General features: G+C 61.5%; 20 protein-coding genes. 9 read left to right on the top strand and 11 right to left on the bottom strand.

Annotated elements, in window-relative coordinates:
* Positions 1 to 153: 153 nt before the first annotated feature.
* The 3 genes from ACIP8I_RS04840 to mntP all read left to right on the top strand — a co-directional run bounded on the left by ACIP8I_RS04840 (position 154) and on the right by mntP (position 3120).
* Positions 154 to 816 carry a response regulator gene (locus tag ACIP8I_RS04840; RefSeq protein WP_400759105.1) on the top strand — a complete coding sequence of 221 codons (663 nt, stop codon included), beginning with the start codon at positions 154 to 156 and terminating at the stop codon, positions 814 to 816.
* Positions 813 to 2189: an ATP-binding protein gene (locus tag ACIP8I_RS04835; RefSeq protein ID WP_400759103.1), complete on the top strand. Its 1377-nt coding sequence runs from the start codon at positions 813 to 815 to the stop codon at positions 2187 to 2189. Before ACIP8I_RS04840 ends, ACIP8I_RS04835 begins: the two co-directional genes overlap by 4 nt.
* Positions 2190 to 2556: 367 nt before the next feature.
* Complete coding sequence (gene mntP / locus ACIP8I_RS04830; RefSeq protein WP_108590970.1) at positions 2557 to 3120, top strand: manganese efflux pump MntP; 564 nt, start codon at positions 2557 to 2559, stop codon at positions 3118 to 3120.
* 1 nt (position 3121) lies between these two features.
* On the opposite strand, the gene ACIP8I_RS04825 is transcribed toward mntP, so the two are convergent.
* The 6 genes from ACIP8I_RS04825 to ACIP8I_RS04800 all read right to left on the bottom strand — a co-directional run bounded on the left by ACIP8I_RS04825 (position 3122) and on the right by ACIP8I_RS04800 (position 10587).
* A complete protein-coding gene (locus ACIP8I_RS04825; RefSeq protein WP_400759101.1) occupies positions 3122 to 3835 on the bottom strand; it encodes a DUF72 domain-containing protein in 714 nt (237 codons plus the stop codon).
* A complete protein-coding gene (locus ACIP8I_RS04820) occupies positions 3835 to 4266 on the bottom strand; it encodes a DNA methylase (RefSeq protein WP_400759098.1) in 432 nt (143 codons plus the stop codon). Before ACIP8I_RS04820 ends, ACIP8I_RS04825 begins: the two co-directional genes overlap by 1 nt.
* A gap of 113 nt (positions 4267 to 4379) precedes the next feature.
* Positions 4380 to 6167 carry a thiamine pyrophosphate-requiring protein gene (locus tag ACIP8I_RS04815; protein WP_400759097.1) on the bottom strand — a complete coding sequence of 596 codons (1788 nt, stop codon included), beginning with the start codon at positions 6165 to 6167 and terminating at the stop codon, positions 4380 to 4382.
* Between the two features lie 215 nt (positions 6168 to 6382).
* Positions 6383 to 7708, bottom strand: coding sequence for an MFS transporter (locus ACIP8I_RS04810; RefSeq protein ID WP_400759094.1), 1326 nt, complete (start codon positions 7706 to 7708; stop codon positions 6383 to 6385).
* A gap of 37 nt (positions 7709 to 7745) precedes the next feature.
* Positions 7746 to 8822: a C45 family autoproteolytic acyltransferase/hydolase gene (locus ACIP8I_RS04805; RefSeq protein ID WP_400759092.1), complete on the bottom strand. Its 1077-nt coding sequence runs from the start codon at positions 8820 to 8822 to the stop codon at positions 7746 to 7748.
* Positions 8823 to 8859: 37 nt separating this feature from the next.
* Positions 8860 to 10587 carry an amidohydrolase gene (locus ACIP8I_RS04800; RefSeq protein WP_400759090.1) on the bottom strand — a complete coding sequence of 576 codons (1728 nt, stop codon included), beginning with the start codon at positions 10585 to 10587 and terminating at the stop codon, positions 8860 to 8862.
* A 106-nt stretch (positions 10588 to 10693) separates the two neighbouring features.
* Here ACIP8I_RS04800 and ACIP8I_RS04795 point away from each other — a divergent pair, with 106 nt between their 5' ends.
* Complete coding sequence (locus tag ACIP8I_RS04795) at positions 10694 to 11656, top strand: LysR family transcriptional regulator (protein ID WP_400759088.1); 963 nt, start codon at positions 10694 to 10696, stop codon at positions 11654 to 11656.
* Position 11657: 1 nt separating this feature from the next.
* Here ACIP8I_RS04795 and ACIP8I_RS04790 read toward each other — a convergent pair whose 3' ends face one another.
* A complete protein-coding gene (locus ACIP8I_RS04790) occupies positions 11658 to 11933 on the bottom strand; it encodes a DUF2798 domain-containing protein (protein ID WP_007960490.1) in 276 nt (91 codons plus the stop codon).
* 126 nt (positions 11934 to 12059) lie between these two features.
* On the opposite strand from ACIP8I_RS04790, the gene ACIP8I_RS04785 reads away from it, so the two are divergent.
* A complete protein-coding gene (locus tag ACIP8I_RS04785) occupies positions 12060 to 12989 on the top strand; it encodes a LysR family transcriptional regulator (RefSeq protein WP_367084225.1) in 930 nt (309 codons plus the stop codon).
* A 33-nt stretch (positions 12990 to 13022) separates the two neighbouring features.
* Here ACIP8I_RS04785 and ACIP8I_RS04780 read toward each other — a convergent pair whose 3' ends face one another.
* Entirely contained in the window at positions 13023 to 13916 is an 894-nt protein-coding gene (locus ACIP8I_RS04780) for a LysR substrate-binding domain-containing protein (protein ID WP_400759086.1), read from the bottom strand.
* Positions 13917 to 14100: 184 nt separating this feature from the next.
* Between ACIP8I_RS04780 and ACIP8I_RS04775 the strand changes: the two genes are divergently transcribed.
* From ACIP8I_RS04775 to ACIP8I_RS04765, 3 genes are all read left to right on the top strand, one after another.
* The gene (locus tag ACIP8I_RS04775) at positions 14101 to 14721 is read left to right on the top strand and encodes a LysE family translocator (RefSeq protein WP_400759083.1); all 621 of its coding nucleotides are present in this window, start codon (positions 14101 to 14103) and stop codon (positions 14719 to 14721) included.
* A gap of 73 nt (positions 14722 to 14794) precedes the next feature.
* Positions 14795 to 15634 (top strand): glutathione-dependent disulfide-bond oxidoreductase, encoded by an 840-nt coding sequence (gene yghU, locus ACIP8I_RS04770; protein ID WP_400759080.1) that lies wholly within the window; start codon positions 14795 to 14797, stop codon positions 15632 to 15634.
* A 231-nt stretch (positions 15635 to 15865) separates the two neighbouring features.
* Positions 15866 to 16222 (top strand): hypothetical protein, encoded by a 357-nt coding sequence (locus ACIP8I_RS04765; RefSeq protein ID WP_007960501.1) that lies wholly within the window; start codon positions 15866 to 15868, stop codon positions 16220 to 16222.
* Here the strand turns inward: ACIP8I_RS04765 and ACIP8I_RS04760 are convergent.
* The 3 genes from ACIP8I_RS04760 to ACIP8I_RS04750 form a co-directional block, all read right to left on the bottom strand.
* Positions 16219 to 16947 (bottom strand): type 1 glutamine amidotransferase, encoded by a 729-nt coding sequence (locus ACIP8I_RS04760; protein ID WP_367084220.1) that lies wholly within the window; start codon positions 16945 to 16947, stop codon positions 16219 to 16221. The genes ACIP8I_RS04765 and ACIP8I_RS04760 overlap by 4 nt on opposite strands.
* 121 nt (positions 16948 to 17068) lie before the next feature.
* Positions 17069 to 18265, bottom strand: coding sequence for an MFS transporter (locus ACIP8I_RS04755; protein ID WP_400759077.1), 1197 nt, complete (start codon positions 18263 to 18265; stop codon positions 17069 to 17071).
* 55 nt (positions 18266 to 18320) lie between these two features.
* Positions 18321 to 19370: an NAD(P)-dependent alcohol dehydrogenase gene (locus ACIP8I_RS04750; RefSeq protein WP_400759075.1), complete on the bottom strand. Its 1050-nt coding sequence runs from the start codon at positions 19368 to 19370 to the stop codon at positions 18321 to 18323.
* Positions 19371 to 19530: 160 nt separating this feature from the next.
* On the opposite strand from ACIP8I_RS04750, the gene ACIP8I_RS04745 reads away from it, so the two are divergent.
* Positions 19531 to 20463, top strand: a complete 933-nt coding sequence (locus ACIP8I_RS04745; protein WP_400759072.1) for an AraC family transcriptional regulator N-terminal domain-containing protein — start codon at positions 19531 to 19533, stop codon at positions 20461 to 20463.
* Positions 20464 to 20493 lie beyond the last annotated feature (30 nt).

Raw genomic sequence — 20493 nt, 5'->3', positions numbered from 1 at the left:
CGATGAGGAAGGCCTCACTGTGCAAAAGCAACCTTAGTCGAAGCTTAGTTGGCAACGAGTCGTTACATCTTTCCCGTCGGGTCAGCTGCCACGGCCCGCTGCGCAGCGGCATGATGCGGCCCTCACCCGTCGTGTTTCCCAAGAGAATCCGCTATGCGTCTACTGCTGGTCGAAGATGATCGCGCCCTCGGCCAGGGCATTCGCGTTGCCCTCGGCAGCGAAGGCTATACGCTCGACTGGCTGCAGGATGGGGTCAGCGCCCTGCACGCCCTGCGCAGTGAGAGCTTCGATTTGCTGCTGCTCGACCTCGGTCTGCCACGGCTCGACGGCCTCGCGCTGTTGCAACGCTTGCGTGGCGAGCAGCAGGACTTGCCGGTGCTGATCCTCACCGCCCGCGACGGCACTGCCGAACGCATTGCCGGGCTGGATGCCGGCGCCGACGACTACCTGATCAAACCGTTCGATGTCGATGAACTGAAAGCGCGCATCCGCGCATTGCTGCGCCGCAGTCAGGGCCGTGCGCAGCCGGTACTTGAACATGCCGGCGTGTGCCTCGATCCGGTCACGCAGCAGGTCACCTGGCGCGGCACCGACGTGGTGGTGACGCCGATGGAATATCAACTGCTGCATCAACTGATGGCTCGCCCGGGCAAGGTCGTCACCCGCGAGCGCCTGTCGCGAGCGCTGTATGGCTGGCAGGATCGGGTCGAGAGCAACACCCTCGAAGTGCTGATCCACAACCTGCGCAAAAAATTCGCAAGCGAGTTGATCCGCACCGTGCGCGGCGTCGGTTATGTGCTGGAGCTCAAACCATGATTTCCATACGCGCGCGGATTCTGGTGCCGGTGCTGATTCTGGTATTGATCGGCGACCTGCTGATCAGTTGGCTGGTGCTGCGCGACAGTCACCATGAAATCGAAGAAGTCTACGATGCCCAACTGGCGCAAAGTGCGCGCCTGTTGCAAGGCGTGCTGGCCCAGCGTGCGCCGGGTGACAACGACTGGAGCCGGCTCTATCAGGCCTTCGATGAAGCCATGAGCCGGGTCGGCGACGGCGAGGCCGCGCACCCTTACGAAACCCGTCTGACCTTTCAGGTGTGGCGCAGCGACGGCCAATTGCTGGTGCGCTCGGCCGAAGCGCCGGAGCTTGCCGCACCGCCCACTACCCTCGGCTCGCATGACCTGATGGAGAATGGCCGCGACTGGTGTGCGTTTCTGCTCAAGGACTCGCAACAAGGGCTGCTGATCTGGGTCGGTGAGCGTGACGACATCCGCCAGGATCTGATCGAACGCATCGTCGGCCACACCGTCTGGCCGAGCCTGATCGGCGTACCGTTGCTGGCCGCGTTGATCTGGCTGACCATCGGCTGGGGCCTGCAACCGTTGCGCGCCATGGCGCAGAGCATTCGCGGCCGTGACACCGAAACCCTGAAACCGCTGCACCTCAGCCCCCTGCCCCACGATCTGGAGCCGATGCAAACTGCGCTCAATCGTCTGCTGCAGCAGATCGACAATCTGCTGGCGCGGGAGCGGCGCTTCATTGCCGACGCTGCCCATGAGCTGCGCACACCGCTGGCGATTCTGCGGATCCACGCGCAAAACGCGCAACTGGCGGCGACCCCGCAACAACGCGAAGAGGCGCTGGAATATCTGGTCAGCGCGGTGGATCGGGCGACGCGCATCGCCAGTCAGTTGCTGACCATGGCGCGCATCGAACCGCACCTGGCCAATCCCGAAACCCGCAGCGTGGAGCTGACCGAACTGGTGCGCGAAGAACTCGCCGAACTGGCACCGCTGGCCATGGAAAAAGACGTTGAACTGATCCTCGACAGCGACCACCACTGCCCGGTCGACACCGACCCGGTCGCCCTCGCCATCGCCTTGCAGAACCTGGTGACCAACGCCCTGAATTTCGCCCCGCCGGGCAGCGAGGTACGGGTTCAGGTGCAACCGCAGGCGGGCGGCGCGGTGTATATCAGCGTCGAAGACGCCGGCCCCGGTATCAACGAGCAGGAATACGCACGACTGTTCGAGCGTTTCTACAGCCACGGCCACGACAATGGCGCCGGACTGGGGCTGGCGATCGTGCAGATGATCGTCAGCAAGATCGGCAGCTCGTTGCAGCTGTACAACCGGGCGCAGGGCGGGTTGTGTGCGCAGTTGCGGATCAATGAGCTCCCGAGTCAATAACAGCACCCGGCCCCCATTGTGGCGAGGGAGCTTGCTCCCGCTGGACTGCGAAGCAGGCCTTCTGCTATTCGGCAAAAAAAGGGCCGCTGCGCGACCCGGCGGGAGCAAGCTCCCTCGCCACAGAGTGTTGTGTTTATTGATCGCCTCGATGCTTTTGACAAAATTTTCATGTTTACCCCAATAACATTCGCAGCCTCGTTGGGGAGTAGCCTGTTTCCGAGTCCCTCGGAAGCGTTCGTATCAACATTCTCGGCAACACGCCGTGGTACGGACACCTTTTGGTTGGTGAGACCGACGACACATCCATGCCTAACGTCGGGCGTGTGGTTGTGTCGTTGACTCATAGCCCGACTGGAAGTGTGCCCCCGTGAATCCTGTTTCCCTCATATTCCTCGCTCTGGCCATGTCCACGGACGCGTTCGCCGCGGCCATCGGCAAAGGCTCCAGCCTGCACAAACCACGTCTGAGCGAAGCCCTGCGCACCGGCCTGATCTTTGGCGTGATCGAAGCCATCACCCCGATCATCGGCTGGCTGATCGGCCAGGCCGCCACCCGTTGGGTCGCCGAATGGGACCACTGGATCGCTTTCACGCTGCTGGTCATCCTCGGTCTGCACATGATCTACAACGGTCTGAAGCACGAAGACGAGGAAGAAGAAAAACCCGGCCAGCACTCGTTCCTGATTCTGGCGGTCACCGCGTTCGCCACCAGCATTGACGCCCTCGCGGTCGGCGTCGGTCTGGCGTTTGTCGACGTGAATATCTGGGTGGCGGCAGCGGCCATCGGCGTGGCAACCATGACCATGGTGACCATCGGCGTGATGCTCGGCCGGGTGCTCGGTGCGGTGGTCGGCAAGCGTGCGGAAATCGTCGGTGGCGTGGTGCTGATGATCGTCGGCGCGACCATTCTGTACGAGCACTTGTCGGCCTGAGTCAGGTCTGGACAAGCGCCGCCAGTGTCATCGCGTTGCCCAACGCGGCGCCACTGGCGGTGTTGTCGAAAATGCACCAGACGCTGGCGCCTTCAGCAGCGCAGAGCTGCATGTCCTGCGCAAGCTGCCGCAGATAAGGCAGCTCATAAGCACTGTGATAAATCCGTGGCGCGCCATGCAGCCGCCAATAGCGCACACCCGGCCAGCCCTGCACCGAGCCATCGGTGCTGATTCGCGACGGATCGACCACGACTTGGGCAATCCTATACGCCTGCAACATCGGCGCAGCCGCCACCCACGACTCATGCCGTGGCTCAAGCACCACATCACCCTCGAATCGTTGGCGCAACGCCACGAAAAACGTTTCTGCGCTTACCGGTTCAAAAGCCAGCGAAGGTGGCAGTTGCACCAGCAGACACCCCAACCGGTCAGCCAGTCCCTCGCACTGCCCCAGGAACTCATCCAGCGGCTGATCACTATCGCGCAAGCGCAACTCATGGGTGATCAACTTCGGCATCTTCACCGAAAACCGAAACCCGGGCGGCACCGAGTCCGCCCAGCGTTCATAGGTTTGACGCCGATGCGGACGATAGAACGAGCTGTTGATTTCCACGCAGTCGAACCGCGCCGCATAACGCTGCAGATGCGTGCCCTCGGCCGGAAACTCTGGCCAGTATTCACGCCCCAGACTCCAGCCTGCGCAACCAATGAACATCAAAAAAGCACCTTTGCCGCTTCACGCATGAAAATCTCCACGGTCTTCGAACCGATCCCGTCGAACGCCATCAGGCGTTTTTCGAACTCGTCACGATCGGCGCTGGCCTTGGCGATGTTGCCAACCTTGCCGGCGTATTCGTCATTGAGCCGCGCCGCCAGCGCCAACAGACGCGTGGCCGTGGTCTCGTCATAACGCACGTAATGCGCCTCACCCAGCATGCCGACCAATTGCCGATGGGTGCAGTTGGCGAGCTTGCGCGGCGTGTCGCGCTGATGCCGCTCGGCAATCACCCGATACGCCTCGGCGGCAATGCCGGCCTGAATGCGCTTACCCATCAGAAAACTGGCGAGCAGCCATTTGAACAATCCCTCCTCGCTTAACGGATCAAGGCTGATGTGCAGATCTTGGGCGTTGACGGTTTTGCTCATCGGTTTATCCCTCACGACCCTCTGTAGGAGCTGCCGCAGGCTGCGATCTTTTGATCTTGTTTTTAAAAAATCAAAGTCAAAAGATCGCAGCCTGCGGCAGCTCCTACATGAAGTTATTTTTTGCCGGGGAGGACGCTGGCAAACACTTGCTTGGCAGCTTGCACGATCACGCCCGCTTCGTCGGGGTCGCCCTTGAGCAAGGTCGTGGCGAATTTCTTCGCCTGTTCGAGCTTGATGTGCGGTGGCAACGGCGGCACGTTGGGATCGGTCTTGAACTCGATCAGCACCGGTACGTCCGAGGCCAGCGCCTGCTCCCAGGCGGCGGCGACGTCTTCTTCGCGGTCGACGAAAATCCCTTTCAGGCCGATGGAAATGGCGAACAAGTGATACGGCACATCGGGGATGCTTTGCGACGCTTCGAACTTCGGATCACCCTCCATCACCCGCTGCTCCCAGGTGACCTGATTCAAGTCCTCGTTGTTGAACACCGCACAGATCCATTTCGGGCTGTCCCACTGACGCCAGTATTTGGCGACGGTGATCAGCTCGGCCATGTTGTTCATCTGCATCGCGCCGTCGCCCACCAGCGCAATCACCGCGCGCTCGGGATGGGCGAACTTGGCGGCAATCGCGTACGGCACGGCAGCCCCCATCGAAGCCAGTCCGCCGGACAGCGAACACTGCATGCCCCGGCGAATTTTCAGGTCACGGGCGTACCAGTTGGCGCAGGAACCCGAGTCACTGGTAATGATCGCCTGATCCGGCAGGCGTGGTGACAGCTCGTACACCACCCGCTGCGGATTGATCGGATCGGCCTTGGACATGGCGCGTTTTTCCAGGGTCTTTTCCCAGGTGCTGCGCCAGCCTTCGATTTTCTTGCGCCACTTGTGCGAGGTTTTCTGTTCGAGCAACGGCAGCAGCGCTGCGAGGGTTTCGGCGGAGTCACCAACCAGATTGACCTCCATCGGATAACGCAGGCTGAGCATGTCCGGCTGTAAATCGATCTGCACGCCACGCGCCTGACCTTCCTTCGGCAGAAATTCGGCATAGGGGAAACCCGAGCCGATCATCAGCAAGGTGTCGCATTCGTTCATCATCTTGTAGCTCGGTTCGGTGCCCAGCAGGCCGATGCTGCCTGTGACCCACGGCAAATCGTCCGGCAGCGCGGCCTTGCCGAGCAACGCCTTGGCTACGCCAGCACCGAGTTTTTCCGCGATGGCAATCACTTCATCCGTCGCCTGCAACGCGCCGGCGCCCACCAGAATCGCAACCTTTTCACCGCTGTTCAAAACGTCGGCGGCGCGCTGTAGATCGGCCTCGTAGGGCAGCACTTTCGGCTTGGTATAACCGACGCCGGAATGCGCAGTTCCGTGTGCCCGCGCCGGTGGCTCGTACTCAAGATCCTGCAAGTCATTAGGCAGAATGATCGCGGTCACCCGCCGCTCGCCAACCGCCGTGCGCACTGCGCGATCGAGCAAATGCCGCACTTGCGATGGCGCCGACGCCTGCTGCACAAACGCCCCGGCCACATCCTTGAACATCGACACCAGGTCCAGCTCCTGCTGGTAATGACTGCCGAGCGCCGTCCGCGCCTGCTGGCCGACAATCGCCAGCACCGGCTGATGATCCATGCGGGCGTCGTACAACCCGGTGATCAGGTGCGAAGCACCCGGCCCCGAAGTGGCGATGCACACACCCAACTCGCCCGTGAACTTGGCGTGGGCCGAGGCCATGAATGCGGCCATTTCTTCGTGTCGGGCCTGAACGAATTCGATCTTGCCATTGGCTCGGGCGAGCGCGCCGAACACGCCGTTGATGCCATCGCCCGGATAACCAAAAATCCGCGTGACGCCCCATTGGCTGAGCCGCTCAACCAGAAAATCTCCCACTGTCGTCGTCATCTCGTTCCTCGCCTGTCACCGATGCATGAAGCCGTCCCGGCGGATTAGCCGCCGGGCGGTACAAGGGTCTGGACAGCTTGGGAGCACGCGAAGTTTCGATTGTTTTTATTGCCGAACCGCCCCCTGTAGGAGCTGCCGAAGGCTGCGATCTTTTGATCTTGAAAAACACCATCAAAAGATCGCAGCCTGCGGCAGCTCCTACAGAGTCGAATGGTTCAACCGGCAGCGGGCATGGGTGAAGGCCAATCGGCCTCGTCGATCTGTTCAAGGCTCAGGTGCGCCGTTTCTTTGAGCAGCAACGAACACAACGCGACGATGCCCAGCGCAACCGCGCCGTAAACCGCCACCCCGAACGCGTTGTGGTTGTTGGCGATAAGAATCGCCGTGGCCGCACTGGATGCCGTCCCGCCGCCCAGCGCCGCGCCGATCTGATAGGCCGCCGACATTCCCGAATAGCGCATGTGCCGGGGAAACTGCTCGGCGAGGAACGCCGGAATCGGCCCTTGCGTCGCGCCCATGAACGCACCGATGACGATGTACGCAGCGGTGGAAACCAGCAGGCTCTTGAGGCCGACCAGCGGAAAGAATGCGAAGAAGCCGAGGGCCATGATCACCGCGCCGAGGACCATCACCTTGCGACGGCCGATGCGATCGGACAACAAGGCAAACAACGGCGCGGTGATGACGATGGCGATCGACAGCGACAAGTCGAAGATCAGCGCGTCGGTGCTGCCGTACCCCAGTTGCGTGGCGTATGACAGAAAGAACGTGCTGCCGATGTAGGCGATGGTCACGTAGCCGAAAGCGATGCCGGTGCACAGCAGCATGGCTCGGGGCCGTGCGCGCAATGCTTCGAGCAATGGCATGCGCACCGGCGCCTGCGGTTCAGCCGGCTGCTCAAGGGGTTTCTGCAAGCGCGCATACAGACCGATCAGCACCAGCACACCACCGAGCCAGAACGGAATGCGCCAGGCGAATCCGGCCAGGTCATCGTGCGCCGCGACGCTGACGATGGCGAACACCCCGGCACCGAGAATCCCGCCGATACCGATGCCCATGCTGGTGAAGCTGCCCCACAACCCACGTCGTCCGGGCGGCGCCGACTCGATGCCGAACAGCGCTGCACCGCCCCACTCGCCACCGGCGGCGAATCCCTGCACCAGCCTGAGCAACACCAGCAACACCGGTGCACCCGCACCGAGCGTTGCGTAGTCCGGCAGGCACCCGATCAACAGCGTGCTCAGGCCCATCAGCAGCAGCGTGATCACCAGCATTTTCTGCCGGCCGAGTTTGTCGCCGTAATGCCCGAACACCATGCCGCCCAAAGGGCGGGCGAAAAACCCGGCGCCGAAAGCACCGAACGCCACCAAGGTCGCGGTCAGCGGGTCCATCTGCGGAAAGAACACCTTGGGAAACACCAGCGCGGCGGCGGTGCCGTAGATTACAAAGTCATAGAACTCCAGCGCGGTGCCCATGCCGGAGACGAAAAACGTCCTCAGCGCAGACGGCGAAGCGCTCGTGCGATCAATGTCGGTAGCCATGTGCAATGCTCGTTTTGTTTTTATTGGAGGCAGCGGTTCAGAAGCGCAGATAGCCGTTTCGGGCCAGTTGTTTGGGGTTGCCGGCGGCGTATTCAAGCACGCTGTTTTCAGTGTCGATGCCGATGGTCAGCAGGGTTTCCCAGCGTTCGGTGGCCGGCATGCTCAGGTCCGGATGGAAGCAGATCGGCGCGTCTTCGCCCGCCTCGCCACACATGGCGTCAGCCCGCTGACTGAGGTTGCCGCTGGTCATGTTCGGCCGCGCCGTGTTGACGTGGGCAATACGCGCGTAGGTCGTGGACGCATCAGGGGTGCGCTCGCCCAGACTCAGTTCGGGATCGAGAAAATGGTTGGTGTGAGTGATCCAGCCGTCGGCGTCGGGCCGCACCACGGCGGTGAAGGCCGGCGACATTTCAATGCTCACCGCACGCGGGTTCGAATCCTCGCGGGAGAACACGGTCAGCACCGTGGAGGCACTGACTCGCGCCGAACGCGCCAGCGCAATCGCCTCCTCAACACTGCTGGCTTCCTCGAGGATGCGCCGGGCAATCGCATGCACCGGCACCCCGGCCGACCCGTTGTCGCTGGCGTGATGCAGTATGTTGAAGTGCAGCCCCAGCCCCGCGCTGTTGACGCCGATCTTGCCGAGCATGCCGAACTCGGTGAACAGCTTGACCGTCATGCCCTTGGCCGTGGTCAGTTGCAGAATCAATCCGTTAGGCACCAGCGAATCGTGCCAGTCCCAGGTCTGAATAGTGCGCGGCGCCAATGCGCCGTTGGGCGCAAACACCGCGGTGGAACACTCGCCTTCGGTGGACGCCGGCATCACCGCGAGAATCTCGGTGCGGGCATTCAGGCTGGCGAGCTGCCAGAGTGGTACTCCGGCGCCTTCAGCGGTGGCGACGATTTCTTCGGCGAGGCTCGGGCACCAGCCTTGCAGGGTGTGCAGACTGGCTTCGCCGATGGCCCGCACTTGTGCCTCAGGCACGCCGACCTGAGAGAAGAAATCCAGATAAAGCGCCACTGTCTGGCGGATCTGCGCAGCCCAGGTGACGCCAATCTGTTGCCCGCGAATCTGCGGGTTGCGGGTGTCGGTGACAAAGCAATGAACATTCACGAAAAGGTTTCCTTGGTTACGTTACACAGAGAGGCCATCAAGGCTTGCGGCGGTAGATTTCGCGACCGGCAAACCAGGTGTTGAGCACTTGGGTGTCGCGCAGGGTCTTCGGCTCGACACTGAACACATCGCGGTCGAGGACGATCATGTCGGCCTGCTTGCCGGGTTTGAGCGAACCGATCCGGTCTTCCAGGCGCAGCACTTTGGCCGCGTTGAGGGTGTAGGCCTGGAACATGGTCTGGCGGTCGATGTCTTCGGCGGCGTTGAGCACGCCTTTCGGGCCTTTGCGGCTGACCGCCTGATAGATCGCCTTCCACGGTTCGGGAGTGGTGATCGGCCAGTCACTGGCACCGGCGATGGTCGCGCCATTCTTCAACAGCGAACGCGCCGGATAGGTGTACATGAAGGCCATGGCACTGACGTAAGGCTTGACCAGATCCATGCTCGACTCGTCGGCGGCAGCCCAGAACATCTGCATCGAGGCGATCACATTCAGCGCCTTGAAGCGGGCGAACTCCTTGGGGTTGACCATTTGCAGGTGGGTGATCGAATGGGCGATGCCGCTCTGCCGATCCTTGCGCGCCTGTGCGATGCCATTGAGCGACTCACGCACCGCACGGTCGCCGATGGCGTGGATGTGCACCAGCCAGCCGCGCGCATCGGCGGCACTGACCAGTTCGCCGAAATGCGCCGGGTCGATCAGCAGTTCACCGGTCTTTTTTGTGTTGCGGTACGGCTCGAGCATCGCCGCGCTTTGCGCCGGCACTTCGGCCACGCCGTCGGCGAAGATCTTGATCCCCGGCAGGGTCAGGTTGCTGATACCGAGAAACTGCTGGCGCACCTTGTCCAGCTCATCAAGGTCGGCCGGCGTAGCCTTGGAGTCCGCCATCAGCAGCGCTGCGACGTGGGCGGTGAGTTCGCCGTTTTCCGAGAGTTTTTTGTAGGTCGGCAGCACGCCGAGCGAGGCATTGGTGACGTCACTGCCGGGGACTTCGTTGGCGAGCGGGTCCAGCCACCCGGTGATCCCCAGGCTCTTGTAGTAGTTCAGCGCTGCGCGCCCACCAGCCAGCAACTGATCAGCCGTCGGCGGCGGCAGCAAGGCCTGCACCGGGTACAGACCGGCATCGACGAGAAAGCCATTCGGGCTGCCATCGGGGTCGTGGCCAATGATCGCCTGCTCTTCGCCTTTGAGGCCCTTGATCTTTTCAGCCGTCACGCCAGCGCGGTCGAGCATGGCCCGATTGGCCCAGCCGGTGTGCAGATCCCAGCCCAGCAGCAGGATCGGCTGGTTCGCCCATTCGCCCTGATTGAAGCGCTGTTCGAGGCCGGCAATGTCGCTCCAGTAAGTCGATGGCAACCCGCCGACACTGAGGAATTCTCCACGCTGCGCCTTGCCGTCCTGACGCCATTGGCGCAGGTGCTGTTCCAGTTGATCAAGTGGCAACAGTTGCCCGTCGAGGTTGGCCTGCAACATCTGCAGACCGCCCTTGATGGTGTGGGAATGTGAGTCGATGAAGCCGGGCATCAGCACGTTACCGTGCAGGTCGATCACTTGCGTGGCGGCCGTCTTCAGGCGCAACACCTGCGCATCCGTGCCCACGGCGAGAATCTTGTCATTCTCCACCGCCACCGCCTGCTGCAAGGGCTGGCCGGGTTCTGCGGTGTAGACCTTGGCGTTGTGCAGGATCAGATCGGCGGACGCCAGACTTTCCAGTGAGGCACAGGCCAGTGCCGATGACACCATCAGGGTCAGTAGCTGCTTCATGAGGTTTCTCGTTATTTTTGTTAGGCTGCGAGCAAGCCTATCCAAGCCTTGGCGATAACTGAATGCCACCTCGCGCACAACTTTTGTGCCCAGCAGGAATAGATCAATGGACAAGATGAGCGCCCTGACCATGTTCGTCGCCACCGCCGAACACGGGAATTTCAGCCGCGCCGCCGAGGTGCTCGGCAAGACCCCGTCGGCCCTGACCAAAGCCGTGGCGCAGCTGGAGGACGAACTCGGCACGCGCCTGTTCGACCGCACGACCAGACGCATGGCCTTGACCGAGGCCGGACGGATTTATCTGGACGGTGCGCGACAGGCGCTGATGCAGCTGCAACTGGCCTGCGAAGGCGTCGAGCAGCTCAAGCACGAATTGAGCGGCGGCCTGCGCATCACCGCGCCACCCTCTTTCGCCCCGGCGTTTCTCAATGAAGTCTGCTGTCGTTTTCTCGACGCCCATCCGCAGGTGCATCTGGAAGTCGACTTGAGCGACAGCTATGACGACCCGGTGGACGGTGGGTACGATCTGGCGCTGCGTGACGGCCCGATCGATCTGCCGGGGGTGATCGCCCAACCTATCGTCGAGAATCAGGTGGTGTTGTGCGCCAGCCCGGCGTACCTGGCGCGCAAGGGCAAAGAGGTGTCACTGGACAACTATCAGCAGCACGACTGGCTGATCTTCCGTCATCCGCTGCTCAACCGGCATTTCTGGTGGGTCAAGCAAGGGGAGCGGCGGATACGTTTGACCCAGCCGAATCCACGGGTGGCCAGCGACAATTACGACTTCCTGCTGGCCTGCCTGCTGAAGGGCCAGGGCCTGCAGTTTCTGCCGCAATGGAGCGCCGCGCCGTATCTGGCGCGCGGTGAACTGGTGGAGGTGATGCCCGAGTACTGGCGTGAGCCAAGCGCATTCGGCCCGTGGATTTACGTGCTGTACCTGGCGCACCGGCGCAGCACGCGCAAGGTCAAAGTGTTTATCGAATTCTTGAAGGCGCACTGGCGCCCACTGGCACCTGGGGTGAATTCCGACCTGCCCGCCGCTGACGGCCGCTGTTTTTCCGAGTTGTGAATCAACGATGCGGATGCACCGTCATCGCCACCAGTTTGATCACGATCGGCCGCACCACGAGGATGCAAAGGAAAGCCACCGGCATCGCCAGCTTGTAGGCGTGCAGCGCATTACTCAGGTAGTCGTTATCAATCCCGGAGTTGGCGGCGGTGATCACCAGCGACATCAGGAATGCCATGATCGTCGCCATGTACAGCGCAAACACATACGGCGTCGCCCGTGCAGAAAGCTTGCGTCGGCCGAGATACAAGGCATCGGTATCTGTTCTTTGATTCATATGGCTTTTCCATCCATTGATAGGGAGCCGGCACCTTAGCAAAGCCCCCTGCCCTCAACTAGACGGCCCGCCGCAGGTACTTTATAAAGCATAACTTACGAATCAAACCCATACGGCGGGACACGGATGAATCTGTTGGCGGCGATTGCCAGTTTTATCAAAGTGGTCGAGGCCGGCTCGATCGTCGGCGCCGCCAAGACGTTGGGCGTCAGTGCGGCCGCCGTGAGCCAGACCCTCAATCGCCTCGAAACCCACCTCGGCGTTCGCCTGCTGCAACGCACCACACGCAGCATGGCGCTGACCGAAAACGGCGCGTTGTATTACGAAAAGGTGCGACGTATTGCGGCTGATCTGGAGTCAGCGCAAAGCGCGATCATCGGCGACGAAGGCGAGCTGCAAGGCCGCTTGAGCATCGCCTCCACCAGCGCCTTCGGCCGTCACGTATTGGCGCCGTTACTCGCCAGTTTCGCCGCACTGCATCCGCGCCTGCTGGTCGAGCTGTCGACCACCAACGGCAAGATCAATCACATTCAGAACGGCATCGATCTGAGCCTGCGGATCAAGCCGCAACTGGAAGATGGCATCGTCGCGCGCAGGATCGTGTCCCTGCCCTTCGTCTTCTGCGCCGCTCCCGCCTACCTTGCGCGCGCCGGCGTACCGCAGTCACCGCAAGACCTGCAACATCACGCCTGCCTCGCATTCCGCTATCCACTGGATGGCCGCTTTCTGCGCTGGGGTTTGATCCGCGACGGCCAGCCCTACGACGCACCGATCAATGCCACCGCCATCAGCGACGACATTGATGCGCTGGCGCAAATGGCAGTCCACGGCGCGGGCATCACGCGCCTGGCCGAATTCGTCGCCGCGCCCTATCTTGAAAGCGGTCAACTGGTGCCGCTGTTTGAAAATCTCCCGGGTGAAAGCCACGCCTATGTCGAACCGATGGACATCTACGCCTGCGTGCAGGAACGTGCGGCGATGACGCCGAAGGTTCGAGCTTTCATGGATTATTTGACGGAGCACCTGAACAGACGCTGGCCGATGCAAGTTCGTTGATCATGCCTGGCGGATGAATGCAGCGCTCTGTCTTCAACGCTTCAGATCAGCACCGAGCCGTTGACTGCACGCGCTCATCTGCCGGGTAATCCATTCGCGAAAAAGCATGGCATTTGCACTCTGTTCGAAGGGTCGCGGTGATAACAGGCAATAACTCGAACCGTCGCGAATGAAGCCGAACGGCGCGATCAATTGGCCGGATTTTAGCTCGTCCTGAACCATCAGAAACGACGCCATACCGATCCCTTGCCCCGCTAACGCCGCTTGAATGCGCAGATAGAAGTGTTCGTAATCGACCCGACTGACCTCCGCCACGCTAATCCCGGCCTGTCGCACCCAGTTGTCCCACGCCTGCGGGCGCGTCTTGCTGTGCAGCAGGCAGGCACCGCGCAAATGATCACCGTCAGGACGACTGGCCGGCACGCAAACCGGGCCGATCCACTCCTCGCAAATGCTCACGCCATGCACGGTCTCGTTCCAATGAAAATCGTCGCGCCGGATCGCCAGATCCACCCCTGAACGAGCGAAGTCGATGGGCCCGCCGGCCGTCAGCAATTGCACCTGCAACTGTGGGTGTGCGCTGTGGAAGTCAGGCAAACGCGGGATCAGCCATTTCATGGCGATGGTCGGCTCGCAGGACACCACCAGCACGTCATCGTGGACTTCGCGTTGCAGACGATAAACAGCGCTTTCCAACTGCTCGAACATCGGCGCGGTGACATTGAACAGCAAGCGCCCGGCGTGATTGAGAAAGATCGCCCGATTGCGCCGCTCGAACAATTCCACGCCGATCGCCTCCTCCAGCAAGCGCACCTGGCGGCTGACCGCACCGTGGGTGACGTGCAGCAGTTCGGCAGCCTTGACGAAGCTCTGGGTCTGGGCGGCGGTGTTGAAGAAGCGAAAGGCAGCCAGCGGAGGCAGGTTCATATAGGCGATGATTTCTCACAGATTTTCGCGACTATAAATCGTTTTTTTTGCCTAAGACACTTCTCCATCATGGCGCCGCTCGCAGACGCTAGAGCATTCGCATCAACAATGTTGGTCGTTGGTACAGATCGAAGCTCGACATCTGTGAATTTTAGTAGCGCAAATAACGTCATGGAGAGCAGGAATGAACGAGTTGTTTCTGGTAATCGCCATCACCATTTTGGCAGTGATCAGTCCTGGGCCGGACTTTGCCATGGTCACCCGCAGCAGTTACGCCTACGGCCGGCGCAGCGGTTTGCTGGCGGCGCTGGGCATCGCCTGTGGCGTGCAGGTTCATGTGTTCTACACGGTGTTCGGGGTGGCGCTGATCATCACCCAATCGCCGCTGCTGTTCTGGATGATGAAACTGCTGGGCGCCGGCTACCTGATCTATCTGGGCATCAAATCCTTTACCAATAAATCTGTGCTGACATTTGCCGATGCGAGCGCTTCGGCGCCCCGCGCCTGGAAGGTGTTCTGCTCAGGTTTTCTGACCAATGCACTGAATCCGAAAACCATGTTGTTCGTGGTGGCGGCTTACAGCCAGGTGGTGGAGCCAGGCAGTTCACTGACGGTGAACTTCGCCTATGGCCTGTTCATGTCGGTCATTCATTGGGCATGGTTCAGCCTGGTCGCGCTGTTTTTCTCCACTGAACGGTTGCGCCGGCGCCTGCTGGAAAAACAGCGGCTCCTCGACAAGGTCATCGGGATCGCATTGATAGGTCTGGCGGCGTGTTTGATCATTCCGGGGGTTGCGCAGTCTTGAGCTAGAGCGTTTATGCTGTCGTGTCTGATACCCGTCAGCTCATTCTCGGCAAGTTCACCATGAGGCCCATTTCATGAGTAAAGCGCCCTACGTACCGCCCAAGGTCTGGAAACACGAAGCCCCCTCCGGCGGCCAGTTCGCCAGCATCAACCGCCCGATTGCCGGGCCGACGCATGAAAAGACGTTGCCGGTGGGCAAGCATCCGCTGCAGCTGTATTCGCTGGCGACGCCCAACGGCGTGAAGGTGACCATCCTGCTGGAAGAGTTGCTCGCACTGGGGCACACCGAGGCCGAGTACGACGCGTGGCTGATCCGCATCAACGAGGGCGATCAGTTCTCCAGCGGCTTTGTCGAGATCAATCCGAACTCGAAGATTCCGGCGCTGCTTGACCGCAGCGCGCAGCCGCCGATTCGGGTGTTCGAATCCGGTTCGATCCTGCTGTATCTGGCGGAGAAATTTGGCGCCTTCCTGCCCAAAGACCCGGCCGGCCGCACGGAAACCCTGAACTGGCTGTTCTGGCAGATGGGCGCCGCGCCTTATCTGGGCGGTGGCTTCGGGCACTTCTACGCGTATGCGCCGGAGAAGCTCGAATACCCGATCAACCGCTTCACGATGGAAGCCAAGCGTCAGCTCGATGTGCTCGACCGACGCCTTGGCGAAAGCCGCTATCTGGCCGGCGACAGCTACACCATCGCCGACATCGCGGTCTGGCCGTGGTACGGCCAACTGGTGCGCAATAACGTGTATTCGGCGGCTGAATTCCTCGCAGCCCAGGAGTACACCCACGTGCAACGCTGGGCAGAAGAAATCGCCGAGCGCCCGGCAGTCAAGCGTGGCCAGCGGGTCAACCGCACCTGGGGTGACGAGGCGAGCCAGGTTGCGGAGCGACATCAGGCCAGCGATCTGGACTGACGTCACACTCCCACAAAGATTTGTGCTGGACATGGGAATCCGTAATCACCAGCAAACTTTATGGGAGCGAGCTTGCTCGCGAAGGCGCCGGGTCAGTCAACACTGACATAACAGACCTGGCGCTTTCGCGAGCAAGCTCGCTCCCACAGGGAATTCGGGTTGGACATGAGGATTTTTGAACCTCAGCAATTACAGTGAGACCACACCACCACTGTCGTCAAAGGATCTGCAATGCCCCCTGGAAAACGTGAACTGGCGCGGATCGAGCGGCGCTTGATTGCCACGCTCACCGACGCGTGTGAAACCGCAAAAAGCGAAATCAAAGGCTTCACCTGGCTGACCCACACCGCTGACCTGAACGCACTGGCGGCAACCCTGAACGTCATCTGGGTGTTCGACACTGAAGCCGACAAAAACCTCGCCCTGACTGACGCCAAGGCACGTCTCTTCGAACTGACGGCCACTGCGCTAAAGGAGGCCGATATCGATCTGTCCCCTTCAGAGCGCAATGTGCGTTTCGACTCCGAGGAGGAATGCCAACGCACGCACGGAGGCAACTGGCGCGAGCGTCTGGCGCGGTATTCCTAGCCCTTGCGTTGCTGCTGATACTGCGCCATCAGCTTGTCGAGGAACTCGAACAGCTTGAGGTTCATCTGCTCATACGCGTTGGTGCGAAGCGCCGCCGGCTGCTGAACGAAACGACGATCCACCGCTGCCGCCAACTCTTCAGGGGAAGCGGCAATCAAGCGCTCCACGACCTCCGCCGTGAACTCCATGTGGCACTGGAAACCGTAGACCAGATCGCCGTATTCGATTATCTGACGCGGGCAGCCCTCACTGACGGCGAGGACCTTCGCCTGCGCCGTCAGCCCCGGCATGTCGTTGTGCCAATGCCCGACTTCCAGCACATCGCCGAAGTGCGCCACCTTGGCATTGCCCTTGCCTGCCTCGGTCAAGGTGATCGGAAAATTGCCGATCTCTTTTTCCGGACTGTGGCCATGTGCAGCACCCAGTGCTTCGCCGAGCAATTGCGCGCCCAGGCAAACGCCGACCACTGCCTTGTTCGCGTTGATCGCCCGGACGATCAGATCGCGCTCGGCGGCCGCGTCGAAGTGCGCGCATTCGTCTTTGCTCGTCGCCGGCGACTGCGGGCCGCCCAACACCACCAGCAGGTCGATGTTTTCGACGCTCGCGGGCAAGGCCTCAAACGCATGAACGCGCGAATAGCTCGCTTCATGGCCACGCTCGCGCACCCAGGTCTCATAGGCGCCGGGTGATTCGAATGCTTCGTGGACGACGAAATGAACGTTCATTGAAAATCCTTGGTGGGCGGCTGAGAGAGTGATGCGCGAAAGACTATATGACACTTGGTGTCATATGCAAATCCGTTGCTGGAGCCGAGCTGCCCGCTCAACGATCACTCTCTCACTTCTCTCAACCGGTCACGTTCGATTCGACCAGATGCACTTGCTCAGCACTGCGACCGGCAAGCCAGGCGAGCGCAGACGCCACCACCAACACCGCAGCGCTCAGCTCGAAGGTGGCTTTATAACCGCTCAGGTCAAACGCCAGCCCACCGACGATGGCCCCTGCTGCGATAGCCAGTTGCACGATGGCCACGAGCAAGCCTCCGCCGGCTTCGGCATCCTCCGGGAGGGTCTGTGCCAGCCAGGTCCACCAGCCAACCGGAGCAGCGGTGGCCACCAGACCCCATAGCCCGAGCAGCACCGCGGTCAGCAACGGCGATGCGCCAAAGTTCACAAGGGCCAGCGCAATCACCGCCATGATCAGCGGAATAACCGTCAGCGTGCGGTACAGGCCAGTGTCGAGGAATCTTTCGATCACAAAGGTCCCGATGAGGCCGGCAAGCCCCAGCCCCAGCAGCATCAACGACAGGGTTGCAACGCTGCCCCCGGTGACCCCCTCCAGAAAGGGCCGCAGGTAGGTGAACAGCATGAACTGCCCCATGAAAAATACGCTGACAGCGATCATCCCCAAAGCGACCGGCCATTGCTTCATCAGCCGCAGGGCGTTGCCGCGACCGGCCTGACGCTCGAGCTTGAAGGACGGCAGACTGATCAGCAGCCACACGGCCGCCAGCGCGGCGACCGGAACCACACAGAAGAACGCGCCGCGCCAGCCTATCAACGCGCCGAGGAAACTCCCCACCGGAGCGGCGATGACCGTCGCCAGCGCGTTGCCGCCGTTGACGATCGCCAGCGCCCGGGATACTTGATCAGGCGGCACCAGACGCATCGCGGTCGCCGCCGACAACGACCAGAAACCGCCGATGGCGATGCCGATCAAGGCCCGCCCGAACATGAACGAGGGGTAGCCCGGCGCGAACGCGACGACCGTACCCGAGACGATCATCAGCAAGGTCAGCCCCAGCAACAGCTTTTTGCGCTCGACACGCGCGGCGACCGCTGCAATCACCAGACTGGTCACCAGGGCGAATGCACCGGACACGGAAATCCCCTGCCCGGCCTGGCCTTCGCTGATGTGCAGATCGGCGGCAATCGGCGTCAGCAGGCTGACCGGCATGAATTCTGAGGCGACCAAAGCGAAGGCGGCCAACGACATGGCCAACACCGCGCTCCAGCCGCGTTGTTCTGTAGAAAGGGAAGTCATTGGAACTACCTGTATTGCGAGAGGCGTCCGGGCGATTGCCCGGACGCACTGTTTTTCACGGTGCCAGCGTCGCGTTATCGATCACGAAACGGTATTTGACGTCACCTTTGAGCATGCGCTCGTACGCCTCATTGATCTGCTCGGCACGGATCAGCTCGATGTCCGAGACGATGCCGTGTTCGGCACAGAAATCGAGCATCTCCTGAGTCTCCGGAATGCCGCCGATCATCGATCCCGCGAGGGTGCGACGCTTCATGATCAGGTTGAACACGTTCGGCGATGGATGCGGCGACGCCGGAGCGCCCACCAGTGTCATCGCGCCGTCACGCTTGAGCAGCACCAGCAAAGCGTCGAGGTCGTGGGGGGCGGCCACGGTGTTGATGATCAGGTCGAAGCTTTTCAGGTGCGCGGCCATTTGCTGCGCATCGCTTGAAACCACCACTTCATCGGCGCCAAGGCTTTTCGCGGCCTCGCGTTTCGATTCGGACGTGGTGAACGCCACGACGTGCGCGCCCAACGCGTGCGCCAGTTTGATCCCCATGTGCCCCAGACCACCGATGCCCACCACGCCGACTTTCTTGCCGGGGCCGGCGTTCCAGTGCCGCAGCGGCGACCAGGTGGTGATACCTGCACACAGCAGCGGCGCCACGGCAGCCAGTTGAGCCTCGGGGTGGCGAATGCGCAGGGCGTAGCGCTGATGCACGACGATCGCTTGCGAATAGCCGCCGAGGGTCCAGCCGGGGGCATCCGCAGTCGGAAAATTGTAGGTGCCGATCATGCCGTCGCAGTAGTTTTCGAGGCCTTCGGCACATTCTTCGCAATGCCTGCAGCTGTCGACAATGCAACCGACGCCGACCAGATCACCCGGAGCGAAGCCGCTGACCTGTTGGCCTACGGCGGTGACTCGACCGACGATCTCGTGACCGGGCACACACGGATATTGTGTGCCCTCCCATTCGGCCCGCACCTGGTGCAGGTCAGAGTGGCAGATACCGCAATAGGCAATCTCGATCTGCACGTCTTCCGGGCCGGGATCGCGACGGGTGATGCGCAGAGGTTCAAGCGGTTTGTCGCCCGCATGGGCGCCATAAGCGAAGACTTGCATGGTGGCTCTCCTGTAATGGTTTGACACATTCTCCCGGTCGATTCGCCTCTGCCCTAGTGCATTCCTCTTGAATGCTTGCCTGATCCTCTGAGGTTGCAGGGCGGTATATAGGAAACCTCTGCTGGGCGGACTAGAGTTCGAGCAACAGGAGCGACCCGACATGATCCCTACCCCCGCGCGCCACGAATCACCTTTGGCGTTGAACATTGACCCGCGCGTGAGTGTGCCGGGTGACTTCGCCACGTCCGTACCCGGCCTGTCGCTGTTTCGCCGCGATCAGCCGGCGCCACCGAGCGTGTGTATGATCGAGCCGAGCCTGATTCTGGTGGGCCGTGGGGAAAAGCGCTTGTGGGTCGGCGGTGAGGGTTACCGCTACGATCCCTCAAGGTTTCTGGTCACCTCGCTGGATCTGCCCGCCAATTCCGAAGTGATGCTTGCCAGCCCCGAACAGCCCTGTGTCGGGCTGGTGCTGAAACTGGATGTCGGCATGCTCGCCGAGATCCTCAGCAAAGGTGGCTTGCCCGCGAAACGGCAGCCGTCGATGAACACCGGCGCTGGTATTGGAAGCCTGTCGTGCGCGCTGGAAGGCGCGCTCGAGCGCCTGCTGGCACTGCTCGACGAGCCTGAAGCGATCCCGGTGCTGGCGCCGCTGATCCTGCGGGAAATCCACTATCGGCTGCTCCATACCGATCAAGGCGCGCGGCTGCGGCAGATCACGGCCGTCGATGGCCAGGGTTATCGCATCGCCAAAGCCATCGACTGGCTTAAGGTCAACTACAGCGCGGCGTTGCGCATCGATGAGCTGGCGGCGCGGGTGCAGATGAGCGCACCGACCTTTCACCACCACTTCCGCCAACTCACCGGCATGAGCCCGCTGCAGTACCAGAAATGGCTGCGCTTGAACGAGGCGCGCCGGCTGATGTTGATGGAGCGTCTGGACGTTTCGCGAGCGGCGTTTGCGGTCGGCTATGAAAGTCCCTCGCAGTTCAGCCGCGAATACGCACGCCTGTACGGCACCGCACCCAGTCGTGACATCGCGCTGCTGCGTGGCGACCCCTTCGCCGCAGAAGCGCTGGGCAATACGGCCAGTTGAGCAAAAGAACACGCTTTACCGGTGAGGCGC

Source organism: Pseudomonas sp. NPDC088414 (genome assembly GCF_044753325.1).
Lineage (GTDB): Bacteria > Pseudomonadota > Gammaproteobacteria > Pseudomonadales > Pseudomonadaceae > Aquipseudomonas.
The sequence above is the reverse complement of the archived record's forward strand: the minus strand, read 5'-3'. Positions and strand labels throughout refer to the sequence as shown.